The sequence below is a fragment of the Ureibacillus sinduriensis BLB-1 = JCM 15800 genome, assembly GCF_000772955.1.
GTDB lineage: Bacteria > Bacillota > Bacilli > Bacillales_A > Planococcaceae > Ureibacillus > Ureibacillus sinduriensis.
The window spans coordinates 1-26,099 of sequence record NZ_JPVO01000035.1 but is presented as its reverse complement, the minus strand read 5'-3'; the positions used below and the strand labels follow the sequence as shown (position 1 = coordinate 26,099).

Sequence of the window (26,099 nt, the reverse complement as noted above, 5' to 3'; positions counted from 1 at the left end):
GGGTATATTATAATTATTAAATTAACTTATTTTAAATATTCTATTAAGAAACTGGCAAGTAGTTAGCCATAACACTCCAATTAAGAGGAGTTGATATTTTTGGATTCGGGCACACATCTAGTAATGGGCATCGCTTTAGGAGGATTGGCCCTAGCAGACCCAGTTGTGGCGAATGATACTATGGGGTTCGCTGCTGTCATGGCAGGGACGATAATCGGTTCTCAAGCACCTGATGTCGATACCGTATTAAAATTACGGAATAACGCTGTTTATATCCGCCATCATCGCGGAATTACACATTCCATACCAGCAGTTCTTTTATGGCCCATAGCGATTACTGCCATTTTAAGCTTAATATTTCAAGATGTGAATATCTTGCACTTATGGCTTTGGACTTTCCTTGCCGTCTTTCTACATGTATTTGTGGATATTTTCAATGCCTATGGTACCCAAGCCCTCAGACCATTTTCAAAGAAATGGGTGGCATTGGGGGTAATAAATACATTTGATCCCATCATTTTTGGAATTCATTGTATCGGGATACTGTTCTGGGTATTCGGATTCAATCCGGTAACAACATTCTCATACATGTATTTAATTATTATCTGCTATTACATTACTCGCTTTTTGTTGCAAGGCGCAGTGAAAAGGGCTGTACATCATGCCATCCAGGATGAAGATTATGTTATTGTTGCACCAACGATGCGTTTTTTCAATTGGCGTGTAGCAGCAAAATCAAAGTCCCATTATTACGTCGGCCGCGCATACGGGAGGACCATTAACATCTATGACAAGTTTGAGATTCACCCGCTTCCGAGCACACCCCTAGTGGAAAAAGCGCTCCAAGATTCGAATTTAAGTGCATTCCTATCGTTCTCACCGTTATACCGATGGGAAATTTCGGAGCTAGAAAACGCTATTACAGAAGTTCGGTTAATAGACTTACGGTACCGAAGTAATGATCATTATCCATTTGTGGCGGTGGCACATCTCGATGAAGAACTGAACATTGTCAATTCATACACCGGATGGATCTTCAGTGAAGACAAACTGCAGCAAAAACTTCAAATCGGCGCAAGCGACTAAGAAAAGCGGAAGGTGCTCGTTCAGCTCCGCGTGCAACTGGAGGAATCGACAAAAGGACGCTTTTTGTCCTTGCAGGCGATTCTGAAGTTGCGCGAGGAGCTAGCACCTGTAGCTGGACATAGAAATGCGGAAAGTGCTCGTTCAGCTCCGCGTCGACGAAAACGCAACGTCCTGTTGCATCGTCGACATGACTCACATCGTGTGAGCCCCAGCAACTGGAGGAATCGACAAAAGGACGCTTTTTGTCCTTGCAGGCGATTTCGAAGTTGCGCAGAGGAGCTGACAAATAGTATGGTACAAATTGCAAAAGCACCAACAAATTGAGATTGTTCTAAAATTCATAAGGAGTTGTCCTACCGGCTAGGACAACTCCTTACAATTTTAATCTATTGAAGCTTCTCTTCATCACTTTCATCCAACAGATGCGCATACTTCGGGTTTCTCCCCGCAAACTCATGTATTTTATCACCATAGCTTGCAATCCATTGCTGAATAATTTTTTCCGTATACTCCGCTCCGCGATAGTCATACCCGGCCTTTGCATATGTAGATTCAAAATCCGACCATAACAACTCAATCCAAGTACGTGCCTTATTAACAGAAATATTGGGATTTTTCTCAGCCAGAATCTGAGTCAGTTGTTCTATTGAATGATTCGCGTTCATTTATTTCCCTGCTTTCATTGGTAAAAGTATTGAAATGGGCAATGCTTCTTCAAAACGTTCGCCACCTAGACGGTAGCCCCAAGCAAAGCGGCCTTTCAAATATTCAACCTTAAAAAATTCCCCCGGTGCTCCATCAATACGATACAATTCACCTTTAACAATCGTGCCAGGATCAATTAAATATGCTGCTGCCATTGTTGCTTTTCTTTCATATACTGCATACTCATTTACGATGCCGAGTTGTTCGGCCTTTCTCGCCTTTTCTTTAAGCCTCGCTATTTCTTCCCTTAACTCTTGTTCTGTCATTTCTGCGTAGCTTTTTTCAGTCATACACCCGTCTCCTTTTCATTCTGGTAAACTTGACCAAACGCCGTATTTTGCGATGACCTTCTTGCATCATGCAGGCAAGCAAGAAAACTTACTTATCTGCCAAAAATCGGTCAATTATTTCTATTGGAAAACCTTTTTGGTATAAGGCTTGTTTTGTTTTCATTCGAAGGTCGTTTCCAGTAAGCTTCGAAGCATACTTATTCCATATTTTTCCACCTTGCACTTCAATCATTTCATTCCAATCATCATCTTCGCGTTCTAAGTTGATTTGGTCAAGTATTTCGTTTGCAATGGAAAAAGAATAGCCTTTTCTAAGCAAGACATCCTGAACTTTTTGCTTGATTTGGACCGGAGTTTTGTTCTGGTTTGCCCGTATCGCCTTTTGGGCAAGTTCCATTGCTAACGCTAGTTGCTCTTTATGTGTAAAGGAATCGAGCACTTTATTTTGTGTTTCTTTATTGATCCCTTTTTTAATCAAGTCTTGCTTGATGGCTCTTGGGCCTTTTTTGGCGGTCTTTTTCTTTGTTTCCAAGAGAGCCTTTGAATAAGTTTCATCATTTAGAAAGCCAAGCTTTTCAAGTTTTCTGATGGCCTCCAAAACGACAGATTCCCCGAAACCTGCATCAAGCAACTTCTTTTTCACTTCGAATTCGCTGCGCATTTGATAACTTAAAAAATTCAATGCCCGGTTAAAAGCTTTTGAAATTTCGTCTTCATAGGTAATTTCATCTATATCAAATTGTTCGAGTACTTTTCCTTTAGTTAAGCCAAACCTAATCAATGTTGATTCATCCACTGCAAAAGCATATGTATCATCTAGATAAATATTATATCGTTCTGGATTGTTTTTTTGTCGTCCTATTTTTGATATGACTTGCATACAAACACTCCTTCTAATGCTAGTATACATGTTTTTTTAATTTGTTTCATTTTAGAAAATTTTAGATATTAATCTTTGAAATTTGATGGACGGAAACATTTTTTTAGCATAAAGAAAATGTTTTCGCACAATATAAGCAAAAAGGAGGCTAAAGTTCTTTATGTGGAAACAACACATTTTGGGTTTAACTTTTTGCTCAATTATATTTGTTATTGTCTTTAGTTTGGTTAAACCGGATGTTGCTAATGCGAATGCATACCATTGGGGCTTCACTAAATCTTCAGATGGTAAGCCTGCGGATGCTGGAGCCCAGTTTGAAACAATACTAAAAGAACACGGTGCATTTTATAGAGGAAATCCAGAAAAGAAAACAATCTATTTAACATTTGATAGCGGTTTTGAAAATGGGTACACAGAATCTATATTGGACACTTTAAAGGAAGAGAACGTTCCAGCAGCATTTTTCTTGGCCGGACATTATGTAGAAAGTGCAGATGATTTAGTAAAAAGAATGATCGAAGATGGCCATATTATCGGCAACCATTCTTATGGACACCCTGATATGTCAAAATTGTCAGAAGAAGGTATGTTGAAAGAATGGCATAAATTCGATAAAATTTTGGAAGAAAAAACCGGACTTAAGCGTACATACTACGTTCGTCCTCCAAAAGGAATCTTTAATGAAAAAATGTTGCAACTCGGTAATGAATATGGCTATACCCATATGTTCTGGGATACCGCTTTCGTCGATTGGCATGAGGATGCATCCGTCGGGTGGCAATATGCATACGATGAACTAATGAACCAATTGCACCCAGGTGCCCTCATTCTCATGCATACTGTAGCCAAACATAATGCAGACGCTCTCCCTAGGTTTATAGAAGATGCTAAAAAAGAAGGCTATACATTCGGTTCACTGGATGATTTGGTAATGGAACAACTGCTTGAATAAGTAAAAGGATTCCCGAAATAGGGAATCCTTTTACTGATTATTTGAACATTTTTTTTAAATTAGCCATCTCGATTGCAGATATTGCTGAATCATAACCTTTGTTACCCGCTTTCGTTCCAGCTCTTTCAATCGCCTGTTCTATGTTTTCCGTTGTTACGATTCCGAAAATCACTGGTACATTTGAGTTCAATGCCACGCTTGCAATTCCTTTTGCCGCTTCATTATTTACATAATCATAATGGGTTGTTGAACCGCGGATGACAGTACCCAATCCTATTACGGCATCGTATTCTCCAGTTTCCACCATTTGTTTGGCGATGAAAGGTACTTCAAAAGCACCCGGCACCCAAGCGATGTCGATGTTTTCATCATCAACCCCATGTCTTTTTAGACCATCCAGCGCTCCATCCACTAATTTTGAAGTAATAAACTCATTAAATCTTCCTACAACAACCCCTATTTTTAAATCTGTTCCTATTAAATTCGCTTCGAATAATTTTCCCATTTCACAAACTCCTCCTTGATGATGCCTTCAATTTTATTCTCCAATTAGTATGCTATGGCCACGGTTTTCACGATGGCTGACTAAATCTTCTATGGAAATAATTTTTAATGCGTGTTGGGCGGCAAAAGCTTTTAATCCATCCAGCCGCAGCATGTTCCCATCGTCCCCCATAATTTCACAAATGACTCCTGCCGGGAAGCTTCCACAGGCTTTCGCTAAATCGATTGCTGCCTCGGTATGGCCCCTTCTCTCAAGTACTCCATTCTTTTTTGCTACTAATGGGAATACATGGCCTGGTCTTCTAAAATGATTTGCTTTTGCATTTTCATTAATCATTTGAAGAATGGTAAGAGAACGTTCATGTGCACTGATTCCCGTTGTTGTGTCAATATGGTCAATGCTTACTGTAAATGCAGTTTGATGATTATCCGTATTGTTTTGAACCATAGAAGGCAATTTCAATTTTTTTGCAAGTTGCTCTTCAATTGGTGTACAAATTAGCCCACGCCCAAATGTAGCCATGAAGTTAATATTTTCGGGGGTTGCAAACTCTGCAAGTACAACCAAATCACCTTCGTTTTCGCGATTTTCATCATCTACAACAATCACGATTTTTCCTGACTTTAAATCATTCACTGCTTCTTCCACTGTATTCAACATGTTGAACCACCTCCTATTTAGAATCCATTCTGTCTTAGAAAATCCAAAGTTATGTTTGAATCTTGATCAGTCTTCTTTAAATGATGCGAAACATACTTTCCGAGCATATCGGTTTCGACATTGACCTTCTCCCCTACACCTTTTCTCCCTAAAATCGTCTCTGCGTTAGTATGGGGAATGAGGGAAACCGTGATGCTGCTATCTGTCACATGAAAAAGCGTAAGACTAGTTCCATCAATTGTAATTGAGCCTTTTGGAATACAATTCGCTATTAGCTCTTTTGCAATTTCGATTTCGATATATACAGCATTGGAAACAGGTTTTTTACTTTTGATCGTGCCAACCCCATCCACATGTCCCGAAACAAAATGTCCTCCAAATCTGCCATTTGCGCTCATTGCCCGTTCCAAATTGACAAAGTCGCCCAATTTCAGCTCATGAATCGTTGTGGCCTTAACGGTTTCAGGCATGACATCCACAGTCATTTCATCTTTGTTAAAATGGGTAATTGTTAAACAAACACCATTTACCGCAATACTGTCTCCCAATTGTGCATCCGACACAATTTTTGGTGTCGCAATCGTTATTTCCATGCTGCTTGGATCTTTTTTTATAGCTGTTACTTTCCCTTGATCTTCAATAATGCCTGTAAACATCTACTCACCTCTTTCATATGAAAAATAAAAACTCCTCAGTATCCTAAGGAGTTTGGGAGTATCAATGGCATAGCTAAATAAACCTTTTGAAAGTCAATTTGTCAAAAAGCACCATTCCTCATCCTTCTCCCATCCAGACTATACTGTCGGCTTTGGATTCACACCAAATCCTGCTCGAAAAGAGCTCACGGGCTTAGAAGCTTGACTTCATCACCGTCGATTGGGAATTTCACCCGACCCCGAAGGACTATATTTACTTCTAGCATTTAAATTAAATAAAAAAATCCCGTCATTAGATGATCGGGATAAAAAAGCATTCAAAAAATTTCTATAGCAAAGAAACACAATTCGAATCAGTAAATCGAATTGCCGTTTTCTAATGCGGACATAAAAATCCTAGTTTTTAAGTCTGCCACATAAGACCATTAACAATAGGTTTAATGGCTTTCTATAAAAAGTGCTCCTTCTCCCATCCAGACTATACTGTCGGCTTTGGACTCACACCAAATCCTGCTCAAAAAGAGCTCACGGGCTTAGAAGTTTGACTTCATCACCGTCGATTGGGAATTTCACCCGACCCCGAAGGAATTATTTTATTTAATTGGTTATAAGGATACCATGAATCCAAAAGGTTATCCACTTTGTTATATTATCAACATTTCCCCTTCAAACTAAATACGTGAGTTACAGGAAATATTTATTCATTTGCTTTAAGTGCCTCCTTCGTTATAATGATTAGATGAACTTATTAAAGGACGTGAACGCTTTTGAGCGATAAAATATTGATGGAACTTGGCCAGAAGTTCCCTTTAACTATAAAAAGATTAGGTATTAATGGTGAAGGGGTCGGCTTTTATAAACGCAATGTCGTGTTTGTAAAAGGCGCACTCCCAGGGGAAGAAGTAACGGTAAAAGTTTCTAAGGTGCAACGTAGTTTTGCCGAGGCAGAAATATTGAATGTACGCAAGGCTTCCAAAGACCGTCAAGAACCAAGCTGCCCTGTGTATAACGAGTGTGGCGGGTGTCAGCTGCAGCATTTAACATATGATGGGCAACTAAAAGAAAAGCGTGATATGGTCATACAATCTCTGGAAAAGTATGTAAAGTCTGTGGCGGACACAGCCGATATTCGTCCTACAATCGGGATGGACAACCCTTGGCATTACCGTAACAAAAGCTCTTTCCAGGTACGCAAGGAAGGAAAACGTGTTTATGCAGGCCTTTATTCCGAAGGAACAAATAAACTGTTGAACATCAATGACTGTGCTGTTCAACATCCACTCACATCGAAAATAACTGTAGCAACGCGAAAAATATTACAAAAGTTAAATATTTCCATTTATGATGGTAAAACTTTGGACGGATTAGTGAGAACGATCGTTGTCCGTACCGCCATCCATACTAACGAAACCCAAGTATGCTTGGTCACAACTAGAAAAGATATACCCCACAAAGCTGAATTGATTGAACGTATGCTAAAAATCGATCCAAGCATTGTCTCGATTACCCAGAATATCAACCGTGAAAAAACATCGCTAATTTTTGGCGATGAAACAACACTTTTGCATGGCAAAGAAACGATTCATGAAAAATTGGGCGAGCTAGCATTTGATTTATCTACCCGTGCTTTCTTCCAGTTAAACCCGGAACAGACAGTTCATCTATATAATGAAATTAAAAAAGCTGCCGAGTTAACAGGAAAGGAAAAAGTGGTGGATGCTTATTGCGGTGTGGGAACTATCGGCCTATGGCTAGCACCGAAAGCTAAAGAAGTACGCGGGATGGATGTCGTTCCCGAAAGTATTGACGATGCCAAGAAAAATGCCTGCAACCACGGACTTAAGCATGCACGTTACTACACTGGAACAGCAGAAGAATGGTTAGCAAAATGGAAACGGGAAGGATTTACTCCGGATGTCGTAACGGTGGATCCGCCACGTACAGGTCTTGCTCCAAGCTTCATCAAAACTGTGATGCAAATCAAGCCGAAACGTTTTGTATACACATCTTGCAACCCATCGACGTTTGCAAAAGACTTACAAGAACTAACGAAAATTTATAAAGTGGATTATATCCAACCTGTTGATATGTTCCCTCAAACCGCTCGTGTTGAAATTGTGGCTAAATTAACTTTGAAAAATAAATAAAAAATGAACCATCCCATCAAAAAATGGGACGGTTTCAGAGTGTAGACAAAGTCGATATTCGACTTTGTCTACATTTTTTTAGGTTAATTCCTTACAAATAATGAGTTATTCAGACTGTCTTGAAAACGTTTCGCAGACAAGGCGGGCAGTCGAGTGAAGAGATGAATAGAACATTACGTTCATGAGGGGACGAACGAGACAACCAACGCAGGATAGAAGCGTTTGTCAACAGTCTGAAACCGTCCCTTCAACAAATTGGGACGGTTTCTTTTTGTTAGTGAAAAAGCGGATTGAACAATAATTGCAGAGAAATATGAGTGAACATATGTGCAATGACCGCATACTCGAAACCCTTTTTCCAGTAAAGGTATCCAAAGAAGATCCCTCCGATGCCATTCAGTACAAAACAGCGCACAATCAAAACGAATGATAATTCACCAAATAACATATTTGTAGCAGGCAAATGGCCCGCTGCAAATACAATGGACGCAATCAGAATCGAGATCCAATAATAATAATTCGGCAATTTTTTCTCATCTCGTTTGAAGAGTTTCATCAATATCCATACGAGCAAGCTCATAAAAAACAGTCTCAGCATGATTTCCTCAAACACTCCGCCATAGAAAATCCCGGCCAGCAAACCCATTAGAGAAAATCCTGATTGAAGCTCACCGAGAATTTCTATTTTGTTCTGAAAGTAAAATCGGTCCATTCCAACCAGGACAAACGCGGTGATGAATCCAAAGACTATTGATACGATAACCTTTCGAGTCTCTAGCTTAATTTTCTCCTTTTGAAAGAAAGCATCCAGGATAGATAACGAGAACCCGGTTTTTCTAGCTAGTTTAATCCCTATAAAGGATAGGAAAAATGCTATCATTAGTATTTGAATTGAATTGATTACCAACATCAAGGAATAGGGTACAGGCAATGCCTCTATTAAACTGTCGTTTTCCTGTGGAAATGTGTCTTGCAAGGTTGCTATTTGGTATGGCAAGACAAAAAAACCACCAATCAAACAGATGACTGCCAAAAACAGTGAAATCTTCAAGTCGATCTTTTTCATTACTTACACCCCATCTTAAGTTAATCACTATAAAAAGGCGATTAGAAAAATAATAATTAATGGCAGAAAGATAACAAAATATCCGAGCGGATTGGCAAAGTTGATGGTCCAACCTACACCAAACCGTTTTTCAACGAAGATGGAAGGATCATTTTTGTTGAAATAGAAAATTCCGCCCCGCCAGTATCGATCTTCGTCATGGTCCATAATTTTTGCTTCAATTGGCATTTCCAGCTCTTTATCCGAACGGCCAACTTTTATAGCAAAAACTAGAGTCCCCACCAAAACCAATACGAGGAAACCGAACGGAATCAACATTTTGGCGGACCCTTCCCCGATTTCCGGATGAATGGTCATCAACTGGAAGTAACTCATCAACATCGTGACGGCCAGTACGACAATGTATAGCAACCAACTTGAATACTTCCTTAAGAGTAATTGCCTGTTTCGGGAAGCTTGTAGTGAAGTTGCACTGAGCTTGATCCCCGATTTTTTTGTCGCCACATGGATGCCCAAAAACATGGATTGCATCAACAATAAAACGAGTGTCAGCTGCATTGCCGAAATCGGCGTCTTCTTTGTGAATGCATCCGCTTCCCCACCCGGTCCCCAGTGAGTCGGAATCTGGTCTGGCAACATGTCATAGTTCATTAATGTGTAAGCCATCAATCCAGCGGTTGAGATAATCGGCAACAGATAAATATACCAAGGCAACATTTCATCTTGTCCACGGACCGATAAATCGGTTACTTTCATTTGCTTTAAATTCTCAACCCACTTATTTTGCTGTTTTAACTGTTTCGTTTTCCCGTGATAATACAAATAAAAGGATAAACTGATCAATATCAGCGCAAATTCAATAATCACACCCGTTAGTGCAACTTGGTTATCCAACCGATCATTTCTTAAAACCCATAATACGTAGGATCCTAAGATCATCACGGAGAAAAATGCCACGCTTATTGAATAGTGTTTTTTATATTTCTTGAGTGTTTTGCTATCAATGTACTGTTCCGGTATCGATACACCGAACACAATCGTCCGATTAACTAAGTACGGGATAATCGTTTGAATCACTGCGATAAATAATGTAACGATGAAAAAGATGATAAATGACACGCCAATTCCTCCTTTACCTTTCTTTCATTTCTTCTAATATAGTGCCGACAAGTTGCTGCACTTCTTTTTTACTTACTCCCAACACTAAAGCTTCGGCCAAAACTGGTTTTAGTTCAGATAATATTTGCTGTTGTTTTTCACTGGTTATCTGTTCCATCGGTGAAATAATGGCACCTGATTTCGGGACAATTTTGATGATCCCCCTTTTTTCCAGTTCATGATAGCTTTTGTTGACTGTATGCATGTTTACTCCAAGATCTGCGGCAAACGCTCTAACGGAAGGCAGGGAATCTCCCGGAATAATTTCCCCTCGTGCAATTCCTACAATTATTTGGTTTGTTAATTGTGTATAGATTGGAACATCCGCTTCAGCTTCAATTCGAATAATCACTTAATCCCCTCCAATCTGTTATATGTTTATTATAACAAAACTGTTCTATAATTAATAGAACAAATTTCAAATAACGGAAAAATAAAAAGGAGGCAAGCTTAAAAGCCTCCTCCTAATTATTATTTACTTAAGTTGTATATATCGCACAAAGTTTTTTGAACAAATGAGTAACCGCCAAGTTATTTATATGTTCTAGTGCTCGCAACGGCTTTCTCCCAGCCGTCAACTAGTTCCTTCCTCTTTGTTTCCTCCATATTAGGCTTAAAGGATTGATCAATTGCCCATTGTGATGCGATTTCCTCTTGGTCCTTCCAGAATCCAACCGCCAGCCCAGCCAAATATGCAGCACCAAGTGCAGTTGTTTCATTCACTTTCGGTACTTCAACGGGAACATTTAATATGTCACTTTGGAATTCCATTAAGAAGCTGTTTTTCACCGCTCCCCCATCTGCACGCAGTGTTTTTAGTGAAATCCCGGAATCTTTTTCCATCGCATCGAGGACAGCTTTCGTCTGATAGGCAAGTGATTCCACAGTAGCACGCACAAAGTGATCCTTTGTCGTTCCTCGAGTTAACCCGAATATCGCCCCTCTCGCTTCACTGTCCCAATATGGTGTCCCTAAACCAACAAAGGCCGGCACAACATATACGCCATCTGTTGAGTCAACATTTCTGCAATACTTCTCGCTTTCAGCAGCATTGTTAAACATGCGCAATCCATCACGTAACCATTGAACAGCTGAACCAGCCACAAAGATACTGCCTTCAAGCGCATACTCTACCTTGCCATTAAGCCCCCAAGCCAATGTAGTTAATAAGCCATGTTCGGATTTTACTGGTTTTTCACCTGTGTTCATCAACATAAAGCAGCCGGTTCCATAGGTGTTTTTGACCATTCCCTTTTCGAAACACGCCTGCCCGAACAAAGCGGCTTGTTGGTCTCCGGCAACCCCTGCAATCGGTACCTCATGCCCAAAGAAGTGTTCCTTATCCGTTGTTGCATATACCATGGATGAAGCGCAAACTTCCGGCAGCATCGATTGAGGTATATCCAGGATCGACAGTAGCTCCTCATCCCATTTTAAATCATAAATATTATACATAAGTGTACGTGAGGCGTTGGAGTAGTCGGTCACGTGCGCTTTTCCACCAGACAATTTCCAGATCAGCCAAGTATCAATTGTACCGAATAACAATTTTCCATCGTCGGCTAATTCGCGTGCCCCTTCCACATTATCTAAGATCCACTTCACTTTTGTTCCCGAGAAATAAGCATCTATTAATAACCCGGTTTTTGAACGGAAAAGTTCATTATATCCCTGTTTTTTTAAATCTTCGCATATTTCGTTTGTTTGACGGGATTGCCAGACAATTGCATTGTATATTGGACTTCCTGTTTCTTTATTCCAAACTACCGCTGTTTCCCTTTGGTTTGTGATTCCTATCGATGCAATATCCTCCGCACGGATATTGGCCTCAGATAAACAAGTAGCAATTACAGCTAAAACGGATCCTAGAATTTCATTGGCATTATGTTCGACCCAGCCAGGATTCGGGAAAATTTGAGTAAATTCTTTTTGGGCACTGTGAATAATTTCTCCCTGCTTATTAAAAAGGATTGAGCGTGAACTAGTAGTTCCTTGATCGATTGACAAAATATATTTTCCCATTTTTTCTCCCCCAAATATATGAATCAATTTATGAAACACTCATTTTATTTCTCTACCAAACTATCTAGCTTGCAAATCTTTTCGGACTGACAAAGTAAGCAATGGCAAACACGAGAACCGAAATCACCAAGACAATCCAGAACTCCGTTGTCAAGGAATTATTAAATGCCGCCTTATGGAATAAAGCACCTAGAGAACCGCCAAGCAGAGGCCCGACAACCGGTATCCATGAGTATTTCCAATTGGACGAACCTTTCCCTGCAATCGGAAGGACCGCATGGGCAATTCGAGGGCCTAAATCACGGGCAGGGTTGATTGCATATCCAGTAGTACCACCGAACGCCATACCGATCGCCACGATTAACAGCCCTACCGCAATTGGATTCAAACCTTCTGTAAATTCACCTGCTCCGATAAATTGCAGTCCTAGCAATAATACAAATGTTCCGATAAACTCACTTAATAGATTAGAAAACGTATGCGGAATTGCTGGCCCTGTCGAGAAAACTCCCAATTTTGCACCCGGATCGCTTGTTGCTCTCCAATGAGGTAAATATTGAAGGAAGATAATGCATGCCCCGATAAATGCCCCTATTAATTGGCCAAGGATATATAAAGGAACATCACTCCAAGCAAAATCCCCAGTCCACGCCAATCCAACCGTTACAGCCGGATTTAAATGCGCACCACTAATGTTGCCGACCGCGAAAACTCCTAAAGTAACTCCCAGCCCCCAGGCAAGAGTAATTACAACCCAACCAGCATCTTTAGCATATGACTTCGTTAAATTCGCTCCTGCACAAACCCCGGCACCAAACAATATCAAAATCATTGTACCTAACACTTCTCCCCAAAACGGCGACATACCAACATCTCCTTTAGTTTTAAATTTAAAAAAGAAACACTGACTTATTATCAAGATTTATGAGGGCAATAAATGTTTCTTTTTATGTACTTAAAAATTTATGAAGGTGGAAGCGTTGTCATTTCACTAATAATTACGCTGCAGCATTTTTAATTATTCGTAAAGGTGAAAATAAAATAAAAATCAGTTGGAAGAGTGCATTTTTAACAAACAAATTCCTCCATTTATCTCCATGTTTTCCTAGTATTCTATTTCCTTTTATTTAAATCAACAAAACAACAACGATTTTTAATTGATACCCTAACCATTATTGTGTATAATCGTTTTGTTTTAATAAATTAAATATTTGGGGGTTATAAAGAATTGGGTAAAGCATTGATTATTGGTGCTGGCGGTGTTGCTAGCGTTGTGGTGCACAAATGTGTACAAAATTCGGAAGTATTCGAAGAGATTATGATCGCGAGCCGAACAAAATCTAAGTGTGATGCTTTAAAAGAAAAATTAGACGGTGGAAAAACGATTATCCATACTGCGCAAGTTGATGCGGATAATACTGACGAGCTAATAGAATTAATCAATGGATTTAAACCAGATGTGGTAATTAATGTAGCTTTACCATATCAAGACTTAACAATTATGGATGCATGTTTAGCTACAGGTGTGCATTACGTTGATACAGCTAACTACGAGCCACCTGAAACAGCTAAGTTTGAATATAAATGGCAATGGGCTTACAAAGAAAAGTTCGAAAAAGCTGGCCTGACAGCTCTTTTAGGTAGCGGCTTTGACCCAGGTGTAACAGGCGTATTCTCGGCATATGCATTAAAACATTACTTCGATGAAATTCACTATATCGATATTTTGGATGCAAATGCCGGCGATCACGGTTATCCTTTCGCTACAAACTTCAATCCAGAAATCAACATCCGCGAGATTACAGCAAACGGACGTTACTGGAAAGAAGGCGAATGGGTAGAGACAGCACCTCTAGAGCATAAAGAAGTTTATAACTTCCCTGAGATCGGTCCTAAAGATATGTATCTTCTTTATCATGAAGAATTGGAATCTTTGGCGAAAAACATTACAGGAATTAAGCAAATTCGTTTCTGGATGACATTCTCTCAGAAATATATCACTCACTTAAATGTTTTGGAAAATGTGGGCATGACATCTATTGAACCGATTGAATACGAGGGACAAATGATTCAGCCACTACAGTTCTTGAAAGCTGTTTTACCTGATCCGGCTTCACTTGGGCCACGTACAAAAGGTAAAACAAACATCGGGATCATCGCTCGAGGAATTAAAGATGGTGAAGAGAAAACTTACTACGTTTATAACGTTTGCGACCATGAAGAATGCTACCGCGAAGTCGGATCTCAAGCAATTTCATACACAACCGGCGTTCCGGCCATGATCGGTGCAATGCTTGTCATGAATGGCACTTGGCAAAAACCAGGTGTATATAATGTAGAAGAGTTTGATCCAGATCCATTCATGGATGCTTTAAATAAATGGGGTCTTCCATGGCAAGAAAGCTTTAATCCTGAACTGATCGATCTAAACTTTGACGAAAAAGAGGCAAAGTAAATGAAAGCTATCGATTGGAAAGCAGCGCCGTCTCCTAGTTTCGTAGTGGACGAGCGTTTGCTATTACGCAATTTTGAAATTTTAAAGTCTGTGCAAGATCGGACAGGCTGTGATATTTTGCTTGCACTTAAAGGATTCTCGATGTTTTCGACCTTCCCTATGGCACGCAACTATTTAAAAGGGATTACTTCAAGTTCCTTGTTTGAAGCCCGTCTTGGCTACGAGGAATTCGGTAAAGAAGTTCACGCTTATGCTCCGGCATATGCCGAGCATGAAATTGATGAGTATTTGAAATATGTGGATCATATTGTCTTCAACTCTTTTGACCAATTGCACAAGTACAAAGAAAAAGTACAAAGTGTCGAAGGGAAACATGTATCCATTGGGTTACGTGTAAATCCTGGTTACTCAGAAGTGGAAACACCTTTATATGACCCATGCTACATCAACTCTCGTTTGGGAATTCCCGTTGACTCATTCCGTCCCGACGAGCTTGATGGCGTAGAAGGGATTCACTTCCATGCGATGTGCGAACAAGGTTCGGATGTACTTGAACGTATTTTGGTTCACTTTGAAGAAAAATACGGTGAGTATCTACATCAAATGAAATGGATCAACTTCGGCGGCGGTCATCATATTACTCGTGAAGATTACGATGTAGAAAAACTTGTATCATTAATCAACTACATGCAAGATAAGTATGATGTAAAAGTCATATTGGAACCAGGTGAAGCAATCGCTTTAAATACCGGTTACCTTGTAACAACTGTACTTGATATCGTAAAAAATGGTATGGAAATTGCAATACTGGATACATCGGCGACATGCCATATGCCAGACGTATTGGAAATGCCTTACCGACCTCAAATTATCGGTGCAAGTACACCAAATGACAAGCCTTATACATATCGCCTAGGTGGTATGACGTGTTTAGCTGGGGACGTAATTGGCGATTATTCATTCGATGAACCCCTTAAAGCCGGAGACAAAATTGTATTTACAGATATGGCCCACTATACGATGGTAAAAACACATATGTTCAACGGTGTTAACCTGCCAAGCATCTGTCTATACAACGAAGAAGAAGGCGTAAAAGTAATCCGTCAATTCGGCTACGAAGACTATCGCAACAGATTGTCCTAAATTGTGTGAGTTTTGTATGAGTGCCAGGCACACACACAATTTATAAACAATTCTGATAATTTTATTGTATATTGAAAGAGGTAGGGAGACATTGTTCCCTACCTCTTTATCAATTTGATTGTTCTTTTAATTTCTTCCCGAAGATGAGAATGATGAAATAAATAATAAATAGCATACCAGAAATAAACAATAAAAAGCTTACCGTTTCTACCAATTGTAAGTAGAGCCCACCGATGAACGGTCCAGTCAAACTCCCGAGACTAAAAAATATTCCGCATAGCAGATTCCCTGTCGGCAATAATTCTTTCGGTGTTAAATCCGCCATATAAGTAATCCCCAAGGAGAACAATGATCCCATAAACATTCCGGATACCAGGAAAGTGCACATGACCAGTATTTCTGAATGCTCTAATTGGCTCCCAATCCCAAATAGTACTGCACCACTTAAAATGCCGATTAATATGACTTTTCTTCTGCCGATTTTATCACCGATTACCCCAATAGGTATTTGAGTCAGAATCGCACCTATGGAAAATGCGGCAAGGATAACCGAAACCATTGATACATCAAAATCTTTGCGTAGGGCATAAACCGGAAACAGTGCATTTAGCGAAGTTTCCAATACACCATAAACAAATGGAGGCAAGAATGCTACCCATGCATATTTAAAGGATAGTTTATAGCGCGAGAAAGTATTGTTTTCCGAGCTGTCCCCTTTTAACACTTCCGGCTTTTCATTTTGGATAAAGAATACAGATGACCAAGCAATTAAACACAGTACGGAAGATACGATAAACGGCAATGTTTCCGAAATCTTGACTAAGTTCACCATCAATGGCCCTACAGCAAACCCCACTCCAAAAGATAATCCATATATGGACATGCTTTTACCCAAGTTACCTTCCGGGGCAGAAGTTGTTAGCCATGTTTGGGTGGCAAAATGAAGGCAGTGATCCCCTATGCCGATAAGCAATCGTAATATAAACCAAAACATGACACTTTGCCAAAATGGAAACAGTAATAGCGAGATAAAAACAATCGCACCACCAACTATGATAATCGGTTTATAGCCAAACCTTCTTAACGGTTGTTCTATAAACGGTGAAATCAATAAAGTACCTATGTATAAGCCCGTCGCATTTAAACCATTCAACGTCGACGAGACACCATCCGTTTCAAAGATGACCGATATGAGGGGCAACAACATCCCCTGCGAAAATCCTGAAATAGAAACGATGATTATTAATATCCAAAACCTACGTCTTTCATAACTATTTGTTGCTATCATAATTTCCCCCAACTTAAAACTCATCGCGTAATAATACCGTAATATATTATCACAACAATTTGAAAATAGCTTCAATATTTTGCTAACCAAACTGTGCAAAAATTTCACGAGGATATTTGCACAATAGCTTCAAATGGAAGTCTGTTAGTACTAAAAAACCAAGACGGTCAGCCATGGTTGCCTAGTTTAATTATGTTTACACTTTTTTGCAAATTGAAAACCCCAGCATCTCACCAATTGTTGGATGCTGGGGTTTACAGTTCAATTTCCTCCATATATGCTTGCATAAACATTAAACGGCTTTACCTGACAGCCGAAAACTTGTTTAAACTCCCTCCTTCTTTTTGTAGAGTGAGCATCATTTTTTCGACCATCCCCCTTCGATTTGATATATTGAATTTATCACATTATTTTAATTTTGTAAATATTCAGAATTAGTAGTTGGATAATTTAATTCTTTCGTACTACTTGCCACATTTTTCTTGTTTTATTTGAACTCTATTTATAAATTCGCTATGATGGTCTCATGATGAAAGAGGTGGAATTATGTCGAACTCTATTACAGATAAAAACAAACAAGTAAACTACTTAAAAGAACGCCTTCAAATCTTTGTTGAGGTACTGGATGCCATCAATCCCGAAACTGCAGATATTGAAGATATCGACAGATTGATTCAAATGCTTGATGATGTGGAAGATAAAATGGATCAATTCAATAACCGAAACGATTTTACAAAAGAGTGATACTACTGAAAGGATGCCCCAAGTTTGGAGGCATCTTTTTTCGATTTTACCATCATCATTAAGTATAGCTATTATTTTTGTTAAATTTCTAGGACTCTTTTTTTCGTGAAATGAAAAAGGTATAATAAGTGATGGAAATTAAAATATTCTGGGGGGAATATCAATGTCTCAAGTTGCAACTTCATATTTACAAACACTAGAGAAAAGTCTATATGACTTAGTTAGCGAAACTTCAACGAATTTACCGAAAGATGTTCGCCGTGCCATAAAAAAAGCAAAAGATGCTGAAAACGCTGGTACTCGTGCGGCAATGAGCCTAGACACGATCGCAAATAATATCGTCATGGCAGAGGATAATGTTTCACCGATCTGCCAAGATACTGGACTGCCAACATTTAAAGTAAAAACTCCAGTCGGCGTGAACCAGCTAGAAATTAAAGCTGCCATTAAAAATGCAGTTGTAAAAGCGACACAAGATGCAAAATTGCGTCCAAATTCAGTTGATTCATTGACTGGGAAAAACAGTGGGGACAACTTGGGTGATGGTCTTCCTGTCGTGAAGTTTGAGCAGTGGGAAAAAGACTATATTGAAGTAAAATTAATACTTAAGGGTGGCGGCTGTGAAAACAAAAATATCCAATACAGCTTACCATGTGAATTAGAAGGGCTCGGACGTGCAGGTCGTGACTTGGACGGTATCCGTAAATGTATCCTGCATTCTGTATGGCAATCACAAGGACAAGGGTGTTCTGCTGGTTTCATTGGTGTAGGTATCGGCGGTGACCGCTCTTCCGGATACGATCTTGCGAAAGAACAATTATTCCGCCACGTTGATGACGTAAATCCAAACGAAGATTTAGCTAAATTGGAAGATTACATCGTAGAGAAAGCGAATACATTTGGCATTGGTACAATGGGCTTCGGTGGTGAAGCTACTTTACTAGGTTGCAAAATCGGCGTTATGCACCGTATCCCGGCTTCATTCTACGTTTCTGTAGCTTACAACTGCTGGGCTTACCGTCGTATGGCGATCGATATCAACCCAACTTCTGGTGAAATTACGAACTGGCACTATCAGGAAGGCGAAAAAATTACTTTCCGTGATGAGCCTAAAACAGAACAGCAATCAGAAAACAACGTGGTTGAACTTACTGCTCCGATTACCGAAGAACAAATCCGTGAACTTAAAGTTGGGGACGTTGTTAAAATTAACGGCCGCATGTACACTGGCCGTGATGCAATCCACCACCACTTAATGAGCCACGACGCACCGGTTGATTTAAATGGACAAGTAATCTATCACTGTGGTCCTGTAATGGCAAAAGATGCAGAAGGAAACTGGACTGTGAAAGCAGCTGGACCGACAACTTCCATCCGTGAGGAGCCTTACCAAGGCGATATCATGAAGAAATTCGGGATTCGCGCTGTAATCGGTAAAGGCGGCATGGGGCCAAAAACACTGGCTGCGTTACAAGAACACGGCGGTGTCTACTTAAATGCAATCGGAGGAGCAGCACAGTACTATGCAGATTGCATCAAGAGTGTAGACGGTGTTGATTTACAAGAGTTCGGTATTCCTGAAGCAATGTGGCATTTGAATGTTGAAGGCTTCACTGCAGTAGTAACGATGGACTCACATGGCAACTCCCTACACGCAGATGTAGAGAAATCATCACTAGAAAAACTCGCTCAATTCGCAGAACGCGTTTTCTAATAAAATAAATTCCAAAACCTGCTAGAATTCATTCTTGCAGGTTTTTTATTTTTCCTCGAAACCCCAATGCTCCACACAAGAGTAACTCTATGCAACTACTGTTTAAAAGAAAGAATCATAGTGGATTTACTTTTCCACTCCCCTATATTATAATAATTATAAATTAATAATCAATTTCGTTAATATGTTTTCCAATTGAAAACCATTATCATATCAATCAATATTAAACTGTGATAGTGATATTCATTATCAAAAGGAGGCTAATATGGGGAATTGCAATCGAGAAAATGAGTATCTAATTGAGAAAATAAAGGAACATGGAGAACTAATAGCCGCTATCGTATCGGGTCTCATTATATTACTTGCTTGGCGAATGGAGTCCACAGGATTATCAACAGCTTCTGTTATCGCATACTTAGCTGCATTCGTAATTGGTGGATATGCCAAAGCAAAAGAAGGTATTTTGGATACCGTCCAAAACAAACAATTAAATGTTGAGGTGCTGATGATTTTAGCAGCTACCGGATCGGTTATTATCGGCTATTGGACAGAAGGTGCAATCCTAATCTTTATCTTTGCACTAAGTGGTGCCCTTGAAACCTATGCCATGAATAAAAGCCATCGCGAAATCTCCTCCCTGATGGATTTGCAGCCTGAGGAGGCTTGGTTGGTCCGGGGTGGTTTCGAACCAATAAAGGTAGCCGTTTCATCATTGAAAGTTGGTGATCATGTTTTAATTAAACCAGGAGAGAGAATCCCAACAGATGGCCGTATCTTTAAAGGTACTTCGTCAATTGATGAATCTGCCATAAGCGGCGAATCCCTTCCTGTTACAAAATCACTTGGTGAAGAGGTCTACGCTGGTACAGTGAATCTCAACGGGGCACTGACCGTCAAAATGACCAAACCGAATTCAGAATCTTTATTCCAAAGGATCATTAACCTTGTACAATCAGCACAAAGCGAAAAATCCCCTTCTCAGCAATTCATTGAACGCTTTGAGGGAACTTACGTGAAATTCGTTCTATTCGCAGTTGGTTTAATGCTAATCCTACCCTACTTTCTGCTTGGATGGGACTATACAACAACCTTCTACCGGGCGATGGTTTTATTGGTAGTTGCGTCGCCTTGTGCGCTGGTAGCTTCAATCATGCCTGCCACTTTGGCTGCGATTTCAAATGGGGCTAAAAACGGCATTCTGTTTAAAGGTGGCGTACACCTGGAAAATTTAAGTGTCCTGAAATTATTGGCCGTCGATAAAACCGGCACCCTAACTGCCGGAACTCCTGTTGTAACCGATGTGATTGTGAGGGATTCTTTAAACAAAAGTGATACAATCGCCACTTTGGCTGCTATCGAATCCCAATCGAATCATCCTTTGGCGCAAGCCATTGTACAATACGCTTACAACAATGAGATAGAGCCCATTCAGGGGATAGAAATAGAAGAAGTACCTGGATGGGGATTAAAAGCCAACATTGAAAAGTCCACTTATCTTGTTGGGAAGCCTGAGTTCGTAGGCAAAGAAGAGGCGGTGCAATTTGCTGATCACGCAGCAAAACAGTTTGCCGAGGAAGGCAAAACGGTTATTTTCCTAAAGGATACAGAAGGCATTGCAGCATTGGTCGCCTTGAAAGATACCGTACGTGATGAAGCAAAACAAGCCATACAACTTCTAAAAACGCTCGGCATCCAAGTAACTATGCTGACTGGAGACAATGAAAAAACAGCCAAAACTATAGCAGCAGAAGCTGGAGTTGATGAATATATTGCCGAATGCTTGCCCGAAACTAAAGTTAGTCATGTGAAAAACTACTTGGCAAATTACCGAAATGTCGGGATGGTGGGCGATGGCATTAACGATGCCCCTGCCCTGGCAACGGCCACTGTTGGAATAGCCATGGGCGGAGGAACAGATGTCGCTCTTGAGACCGCAGATGTCGTCTTAATGAAAAATGACTTATCCAAAATTGCCTACGCTGTATCTTTATCCAAGAAAATGCAAAAAATCGTAAAACAAAATATCATCTTCTCCATCGCCGTTATTGCCTTGTTAATCATTTCCAACTTTCTGCAAGTTGTTGACCTGCCCTTTGGTGTCATTGGTCACGAAGGCAGTACGATTTTGGTTATCTTGAACGGCCTGCGGATGTTAAGAGGGTAATGAAAAGAGCTTTTGCATCCAGCTGCAAAAGCTCTTTCTCTTATTATTCTTTATAACCCTTTTTAACTAAACTCCTTTTATGCATAGTTGCATTTAATAACCCTCCAAATATGAGGATCATCCCGGTGAAGTACAGCCAAAGCATCAAGATGATGACCCCAGCGATACTTCCATACGTGGAAGCATAGTTTCCAAAGTTGTTGATATAAATGGAAAACCCATAAATTAATGCGACCCATGATATAGTCGAAAAGATGGCTCCCGGCAGAACGCTGAAAACACGTAGCCTCGGGTCTGTATTCGGAATGATCCAGTACATTAAACTTAAAACCAAGAAAATTAATGTCGGTGGCAGCACCCATCTGATCATTTCCCAAAAACTCGCGAATGTTTCTTCAACCCCTAAAAAATCAAACAAATTATAGGCAAATTGATGGCCAAATATGGAGATGAACAAAACGATTAAAATGACGACCACTAGGGCAATGGTAAAAACCAACGACCATGCCCGATTAATCAACCCAGATTTCGGCTCCGTTTCATAAGCGCCATTTAATGTTTTAATCAAGGCATTGACTCCCCTGGATGCAGACCAAAGTGTACCTAAAATCCCTATAGATAACAGCCCGCCGCCATTTTGGGTTGTCAGTATTTCGGTCAAGGTTCCTTGTGTTAGCAAAAAGACTTCTGTCGGTACGATTGTTTGGATGAAGTCAAATACATCTTCTTGATTAAGATTGAGATAAGGCAATAAGGTCACGATAAAGATTAATAAAGGAAAAAATGATAATAAGAAGAAGTAAGCTAATTGAGCTCCCATACCCGAAATATCAACGTCCCGCATCCGTACGATCAAATCCTGGAAAAATCCTTTTGTTGTTGTTACATCAATTTTGGCCTCATCTGGGTCTACAAAGGATTTTGCTATGGATAATACATCATTATTTTGCGCATTTTTCTCTTCACTCAAATCTTGCCCACTCCCCCTCGGTCCACTTAGTTCAAATTTTCCGGCAGTATTATCTCACTCTTTTTATCTATATTGTTATTTTGGACACTATTGGGAATTTGCTTTACTTCTTCAATTTTGCTTACAATGGCATTAATATTCTCCGATGTATTCACATATATTTTTTGTGCTGCCTCTACTTTTTGTTCAATCAGTTGTTGTAACTCATCCCGATTTTTCGCATAATAAACCACATGATCCTTCATTTTTTTTGTTGTTTCTATTGTATGTTCTCTCGTTTTACGGTCAAACATACTAGCAACTGCACCGATAATAGCTCCTGCCAAAATTGATTTAACTAATTTACTTTCACTCATTATCATTACCTCCCGCTCAAAGTTAAAACCCATAATTTATGGTAATATTTTCTTTACATTACCCATTGTAATAGAAAAATAATCCTTTTTGAAGTAAGCATCAATTGTTATTGACAAAGAAGGGCATTGAATGGAATGATTATATGGATACTCCTGAAAGGTGGGAACAAAAATGGATTTGACAAAACCATCAAACGAAAATGTTTCTTTTATGATCGAGCAAATTAAGGAAAAACTACGCATGGTAAATGTTGACGCTATGAAATCAGAACATTTCACAGATGAACATTATGAGGATATACTGTATCTTTACGAAATGGTGATGAAACGCAATACGTTCAGTCCAAGTGAAATGCAGGCTATCGTTTCCGAACTTGGCACATTAAGAAAGTAAAAAAAGTTTCCAACGCTAGATTTGAAATCTGGCGGGGAAACTTTTTTTATGGATAAACTCTTACTTCCTAAGTTCTTTATGTTGTAAGAGCATTATTTATTTTGGTTTAATTCAACCGCTATGGCTGCTCCAACTCTTGCATTATTTTTTACAAGGGCGATATTTGCTTCCAACGATTTTCCTTCCGTCAATTCTTTCACTTTTCCAAGCAGGAATGGTGTCACATCTTTCCCTTTAATGCCGTTTTCTTCAGCTTCAACAAGTGCTGTTTCAATAATGCCATTGACAAAACTCGCATCCATTGCTTCTTCTTTTGGTATCGGGTTGGCAATGACAGAACCGCCTTGTAGACCTAAATCCCATTTCGCTCTCATCATGTCTGCCACTTCTTTTGCCGAGTCCAGACGGATGTTTACGGAGAATTCACTTTCCCTCGTATAGAACGCCGGTAACATATCCGTTCCAAAGCCTACAACCGGCACACCTTTTGTTTCAAGATATTCGAGTGTCAAGCCGATATCAAGGATTGATTTTGCTCCAGCACATACAACGGCTACATTCGTTTGAGACAGCTCTTCCAAGTCTGCAGAAATGTCCATAGTGTTTTGCGCTCCTCTATGGACCCCGCCAATACCTCCTGTTACGAACAGTTCGATTCCAGCAAGCTCTGCAGCAATCATAGTCGCTGCCACAGTTGTAGCTCCAAGTTTTTTCGTTGCTAACAGGTAGCCTAGGTCACGTCGCGAAGTTTTTGCCACATTATCCGCATTTCCGAACATTTCAAGTTCCTCGTCCGTTAGACCGATTTTGATTTTTCCATCGATAATGGCAATCGTTGCAGGTACAGCGCCATTGTCACGAATAATTTGTTCTACTTCCCTAGCAGTTTGTACGTTTTGCGGATATGGCATTCCGTGCGAAATAATTGTTGATTCCAGTGCTACAATCGGCAACCCTTTTTCCTTTGCCTCTAATACTTCTTGTGAATAAGATAGATATTTTTCCATGTTAGTTATTCCTCCAATTGTTTAGTTCATCAACAGTGATATCTGTTCTAACTGTTTTATCCGACTGCAAAGTTTTCCTTGCATTATCTTGACCAAATTTCACGGCACTCATAAATGGCTCTTCATTTAGAATGCCATGCAAGAACCCTCCAACGAAAGCATCTCCAGCACCGGTTACATCGATAATTTCAGTTGTTTTCTCAGCCTTAAAGTAAAATACGCCATCCACATTACCAACCATGGCGCCTTGATCGCCCAAAGTCAAAATGACATTGCTCGCCCCTTTTTCAAGGAGCATTTTGACCGCAATTGAATAATCTTGGTCATTAAGTATACGGATGTTGAGATATGCCTCCGCTTCATCACGATTGCAGATGAAGTAAGTGACTCCGATGAGATCATCGGGCATATTTTTTATTTTCGGTGCAGATACCGGAATTATTGCAAATGGAACCCCTCTTGAACAAGCAAGGTTTTGCAAGTAAACAACCGTTTCTTTCGGACAATTCAGGTCAACAATTATACATTTTGCATTACTGAGAAGTGCCTCGTGTTTTTTGATGACAGATGGCAGCATGGAATCGTAAATAGACATATCCGCCATTGCGAGTATTAATTCCCCATGCGCATCCAATACTGCACTATAGGAACCCGTTTTAACATCAGTCAGTATTTCGACATAATCCAGATTCACAAATGCCTGACTTTCCTTTTCAATGAAGTTGGCGCCTTGGTCTTTTCCAAGAAGTGTAATTAGCTTCACTTCATTGCCAAAACGTCCTAAGTTTTCGGCAATATTCCTTGCAACCCCCCCGACACTTTCCGTTACGGTAGATGGATTTGAAGTTCCATATTGCACGTAACCGTTGAGGTGAAACTTACGATCGACGTTCGCTCCTCCGATTGCAAAAATCGAGTTTCTATCAGGCAGTACATAGGCACGCCCTATAATCTCGCCTTTTTTTGTAAGCCCGGAAATTAAATTCGCTAAAGCCGGCCTTGACATATTTAAGGCTTCCGCCATTTCCTGTTGCGATAAAAAAGGGTTGTTCTTGATCGTTTGAAGAACGAGCTGTTCTTTTTCATTCACCCACATTCCACCCCAATTCATAAACATTTGTTTATAATTATAAACTTTTGTTTAATATTCGTCAAAGGTAAATATATTTTTCACCGGGATAATTTTTAAAGGTGGTTTAATCCACGCACTCATGGACTATTCTCGATTGAGTTAGGAATGAATTGTCCAATCGAACAGGGCTTATGGACAATTTTCATAAATTCACGATTGAGTTGTCCATTGAAATCGAGTTCATGGACAATTCTTGGGGGGTTCGGAGTTATTTGTCCAATAGAACCAGGCTCATGGACTATTCTCGGTGGGTTCGGTTTTATTTGTCCCATAGACCCGGTCTCACGGACAACTCTCGGTGGGTTCGCGTTTTTTTGTCCAATAGAACCGCTCTCAGGGACAATTCTCGGCTACTCGGGAATTATTTGTCCAATAGAACCGGGCTCACGGACTATTCTCGGTGGGTTCGCGTTTTTTTGTTCAATAGAACCGGATTCATGGACAATTCTCGGTGGGTTCGCGTTTTTTGTCCAATAGAACCGGGCTCATGAACTATTCCCACGGAGTTCGGAATTTTTTGTCCAATAGAAGCGGGCTCATGGACAATTCTCGGCGGGTTTCGCGTTTTTTTGTCCAATAGAACCGCTCTCACGGACAATTCCCAA

The 26,099-nt window shown here is 40.0% G+C and carries 25 protein-coding genes and 2 riboswitches; of the genes, 9 read left to right on the top strand and 16 right to left on the bottom strand.

The features are described from left to right. Positions 1–99: 99 nt before the first annotated feature. Entirely contained in the window at positions 100–1,086 is a 987-nt protein-coding gene (locus CD33_RS02035) for a metal-dependent hydrolase (protein ID WP_036197687.1), read from the top strand. 386 nt (positions 1,087–1,472) lie between these two features. Here CD33_RS02035 and CD33_RS02030 read toward each other — a convergent pair whose 3' ends face one another. The 3 genes from CD33_RS02030 to recX form a co-directional block, all read right to left on the bottom strand. Then, positions 1,473–1,751, bottom strand: a complete 279-nt coding sequence (locus tag CD33_RS02030; protein ID WP_036197685.1) for a YfhJ family protein — start codon at positions 1,749–1,751, stop codon at positions 1,473–1,475. Further along, entirely contained in the window at positions 1,752–2,081 is a 330-nt protein-coding gene (locus CD33_RS02025) for a YfhH family protein (RefSeq protein ID WP_036197684.1), read from the bottom strand. Positions 2,082–2,169: 88 nt separating this feature from the next. After that, positions 2,170–2,961: a recombination regulator RecX gene (recX, locus tag CD33_RS02020; protein ID WP_036197683.1), complete on the bottom strand. Its 792-nt coding sequence runs from the start codon at positions 2,959–2,961 to the stop codon at positions 2,170–2,172. Between the two features lie 160 nt (positions 2,962–3,121). Here recX and CD33_RS02015 point away from each other — a divergent pair, with 160 nt between their 5' ends. Beyond that, positions 3,122–3,913 carry a polysaccharide deacetylase family protein gene (locus tag CD33_RS02015; protein WP_036197681.1) on the top strand — a complete coding sequence of 264 codons (792 nt, stop codon included), beginning with the start codon at positions 3,122–3,124 and terminating at the stop codon, positions 3,911–3,913. Between the two features lie 37 nt (positions 3,914–3,950). Here the strand turns inward: CD33_RS02015 and ribH are convergent, their stop codons facing one another. The 3 genes from ribH to ribE are packed head-to-tail and all read right to left on the bottom strand — an operon-like array spanning position 3,951 to position 5,734. After that, entirely contained in the window at positions 3,951–4,418 is a 468-nt protein-coding gene (gene ribH / locus CD33_RS02010; RefSeq protein ID WP_036197679.1) for a 6,7-dimethyl-8-ribityllumazine synthase, read from the bottom strand. 33 nt (positions 4,419–4,451) lie between these two features. Then, entirely contained in the window at positions 4,452–5,078 is a 627-nt protein-coding gene (gene ribB / locus CD33_RS02005) for a 3,4-dihydroxy-2-butanone-4-phosphate synthase (protein ID WP_084591224.1), read from the bottom strand. Between the two features lie 17 nt (positions 5,079–5,095). After that, the gene (ribE, locus tag CD33_RS02000; RefSeq protein WP_036197678.1) at positions 5,096–5,734 is read right to left on the bottom strand and encodes a riboflavin synthase; all 639 of its coding nucleotides are present in this window, start codon (positions 5,732–5,734) and stop codon (positions 5,096–5,098) included. Between the two features lie 117 nt (positions 5,735–5,851). Next, a riboswitch (FMN riboswitch) is annotated at positions 5,852–5,985 on the bottom strand. Between the two features lie 206 nt (positions 5,986–6,191). Next, positions 6,192–6,325: riboswitch (FMN riboswitch) on the bottom strand. Between the two features lie 194 nt (positions 6,326–6,519). On the opposite strand from ribE, the gene rlmD reads away from it, so the two are divergent. Beyond that, positions 6,520–7,881, top strand: a complete 1,362-nt coding sequence (gene rlmD / locus CD33_RS01995; protein ID WP_373906674.1) for a 23S rRNA (uracil(1939)-C(5))-methyltransferase RlmD — start codon at positions 6,520–6,522, stop codon at positions 7,879–7,881. Positions 7,882–8,155: 274 nt separating this feature from the next. Here rlmD and CD33_RS19345 read toward each other — a convergent pair whose 3' ends face one another. The 5 genes from CD33_RS19345 to CD33_RS01970 all read right to left on the bottom strand — a co-directional run bounded on the left by CD33_RS19345 (position 8,156) and on the right by CD33_RS01970 (position 12,992). After that, the gene (locus tag CD33_RS19345; protein ID WP_052129903.1) at positions 8,156–8,947 is read right to left on the bottom strand and encodes a CPBP family intramembrane glutamic endopeptidase; all 792 of its coding nucleotides are present in this window, start codon (positions 8,945–8,947) and stop codon (positions 8,156–8,158) included. Between the two features lie 27 nt (positions 8,948–8,974). Then, positions 8,975–10,066, bottom strand: a complete 1,092-nt coding sequence (locus CD33_RS01985; RefSeq protein WP_036197674.1) for a DUF1648 domain-containing protein — start codon at positions 10,064–10,066, stop codon at positions 8,975–8,977. Between the two features lie 13 nt (positions 10,067–10,079). Beyond that, on the bottom strand, positions 10,080–10,457 hold the full coding sequence (locus tag CD33_RS01980) for a GntR family transcriptional regulator (protein ID WP_036197671.1): 378 nt from the start codon (positions 10,455–10,457) through the stop codon (positions 10,080–10,082). A gap of 179 nt (positions 10,458–10,636) precedes the next feature. After that, positions 10,637–12,127: a glycerol kinase GlpK gene (gene glpK / locus CD33_RS01975; RefSeq protein ID WP_036197669.1), complete on the bottom strand. Its 1,491-nt coding sequence runs from the start codon at positions 12,125–12,127 to the stop codon at positions 10,637–10,639. A gap of 64 nt (positions 12,128–12,191) precedes the next feature. Next, positions 12,192–12,992 carry an MIP/aquaporin family protein gene (locus tag CD33_RS01970; protein WP_036197667.1) on the bottom strand — a complete coding sequence of 267 codons (801 nt, stop codon included), beginning with the start codon at positions 12,990–12,992 and terminating at the stop codon, positions 12,192–12,194. Between the two features lie 363 nt (positions 12,993–13,355). Between CD33_RS01970 and CD33_RS01965 the strand changes: the two genes are divergently transcribed. After that, positions 13,356–14,582 carry a saccharopine dehydrogenase family protein gene (locus CD33_RS01965; protein WP_036197665.1) on the top strand — a complete coding sequence of 409 codons (1,227 nt, stop codon included), beginning with the start codon at positions 13,356–13,358 and terminating at the stop codon, positions 14,580–14,582. Continuing rightward, on the top strand, positions 14,583–15,725 hold the full coding sequence (gene nspC / locus CD33_RS01960; RefSeq protein WP_036197663.1) for a carboxynorspermidine decarboxylase: 1,143 nt from the start codon (positions 14,583–14,585) through the stop codon (positions 15,723–15,725). It abuts the gene before it with no gap. Positions 15,726–15,834: 109 nt separating this feature from the next. Here nspC and CD33_RS01955 read toward each other — a convergent pair whose 3' ends face one another. Beyond that, a complete protein-coding gene (locus CD33_RS01955; protein ID WP_036197661.1) occupies positions 15,835–17,013 on the bottom strand; it encodes an MFS transporter in 1,179 nt (392 codons plus the stop codon). Between the two features lie 546 nt (positions 17,014–17,559). On the opposite strand from CD33_RS01955, the gene CD33_RS01950 reads away from it, so the two are divergent. From CD33_RS01950 to CD33_RS01940, 3 genes are all read left to right on the top strand, one after another. Beyond that, a complete protein-coding gene (locus tag CD33_RS01950; RefSeq protein WP_036197659.1) occupies positions 17,560–17,757 on the top strand; it encodes an SE1561 family protein in 198 nt (65 codons plus the stop codon). A gap of 163 nt (positions 17,758–17,920) precedes the next feature. Then, positions 17,921–19,471 carry a fumarate hydratase gene (locus CD33_RS01945; protein ID WP_036197657.1) on the top strand — a complete coding sequence of 517 codons (1,551 nt, stop codon included), beginning with the start codon at positions 17,921–17,923 and terminating at the stop codon, positions 19,469–19,471. A gap of 265 nt (positions 19,472–19,736) precedes the next feature. Beyond that, on the top strand, positions 19,737–21,635 hold the full coding sequence (locus CD33_RS01940; RefSeq protein WP_036197655.1) for a heavy metal translocating P-type ATPase: 1,899 nt from the start codon (positions 19,737–19,739) through the stop codon (positions 21,633–21,635). 43 nt (positions 21,636–21,678) lie between these two features. Here CD33_RS01940 and CD33_RS01935 read toward each other — a convergent pair whose 3' ends face one another. Together CD33_RS01935 and CD33_RS01930 are read right to left on the bottom strand one after the other, a co-directional pair. Further along, positions 21,679–22,605, bottom strand: coding sequence for a YihY/virulence factor BrkB family protein (locus tag CD33_RS01935; RefSeq protein WP_036197653.1), 927 nt, complete (start codon positions 22,603–22,605; stop codon positions 21,679–21,681). Between the two features lie 26 nt (positions 22,606–22,631). Continuing rightward, positions 22,632–22,961, bottom strand: a complete 330-nt coding sequence (locus CD33_RS01930) for a YtxH domain-containing protein (protein WP_036197652.1) — start codon at positions 22,959–22,961, stop codon at positions 22,632–22,634. Between the two features lie 172 nt (positions 22,962–23,133). Between CD33_RS01930 and CD33_RS01925 the strand changes: the two genes are divergently transcribed. Beyond that, positions 23,134–23,355, top strand: coding sequence for a DUF1128 domain-containing protein (locus CD33_RS01925; protein WP_036197650.1), 222 nt, complete (start codon positions 23,134–23,136; stop codon positions 23,353–23,355). A 92-nt stretch (positions 23,356–23,447) separates the two neighbouring features. On the opposite strand, the gene CD33_RS01920 is transcribed toward CD33_RS01925, so the two are convergent. Continuing rightward, on the bottom strand, positions 23,448–24,362 hold the full coding sequence (locus CD33_RS01920; protein WP_036197648.1) for a pseudouridine-5'-phosphate glycosidase: 915 nt from the start codon (positions 24,360–24,362) through the stop codon (positions 23,448–23,450). A 1-nt stretch (position 24,363) separates the two neighbouring features. Then, on the bottom strand, positions 24,364–25,452 hold the full coding sequence (locus CD33_RS01915) for a PfkB family carbohydrate kinase (protein ID WP_036197646.1): 1,089 nt from the start codon (positions 25,450–25,452) through the stop codon (positions 24,364–24,366). Between the last annotated feature and the right edge of the window lie 647 nt (positions 25,453–26,099).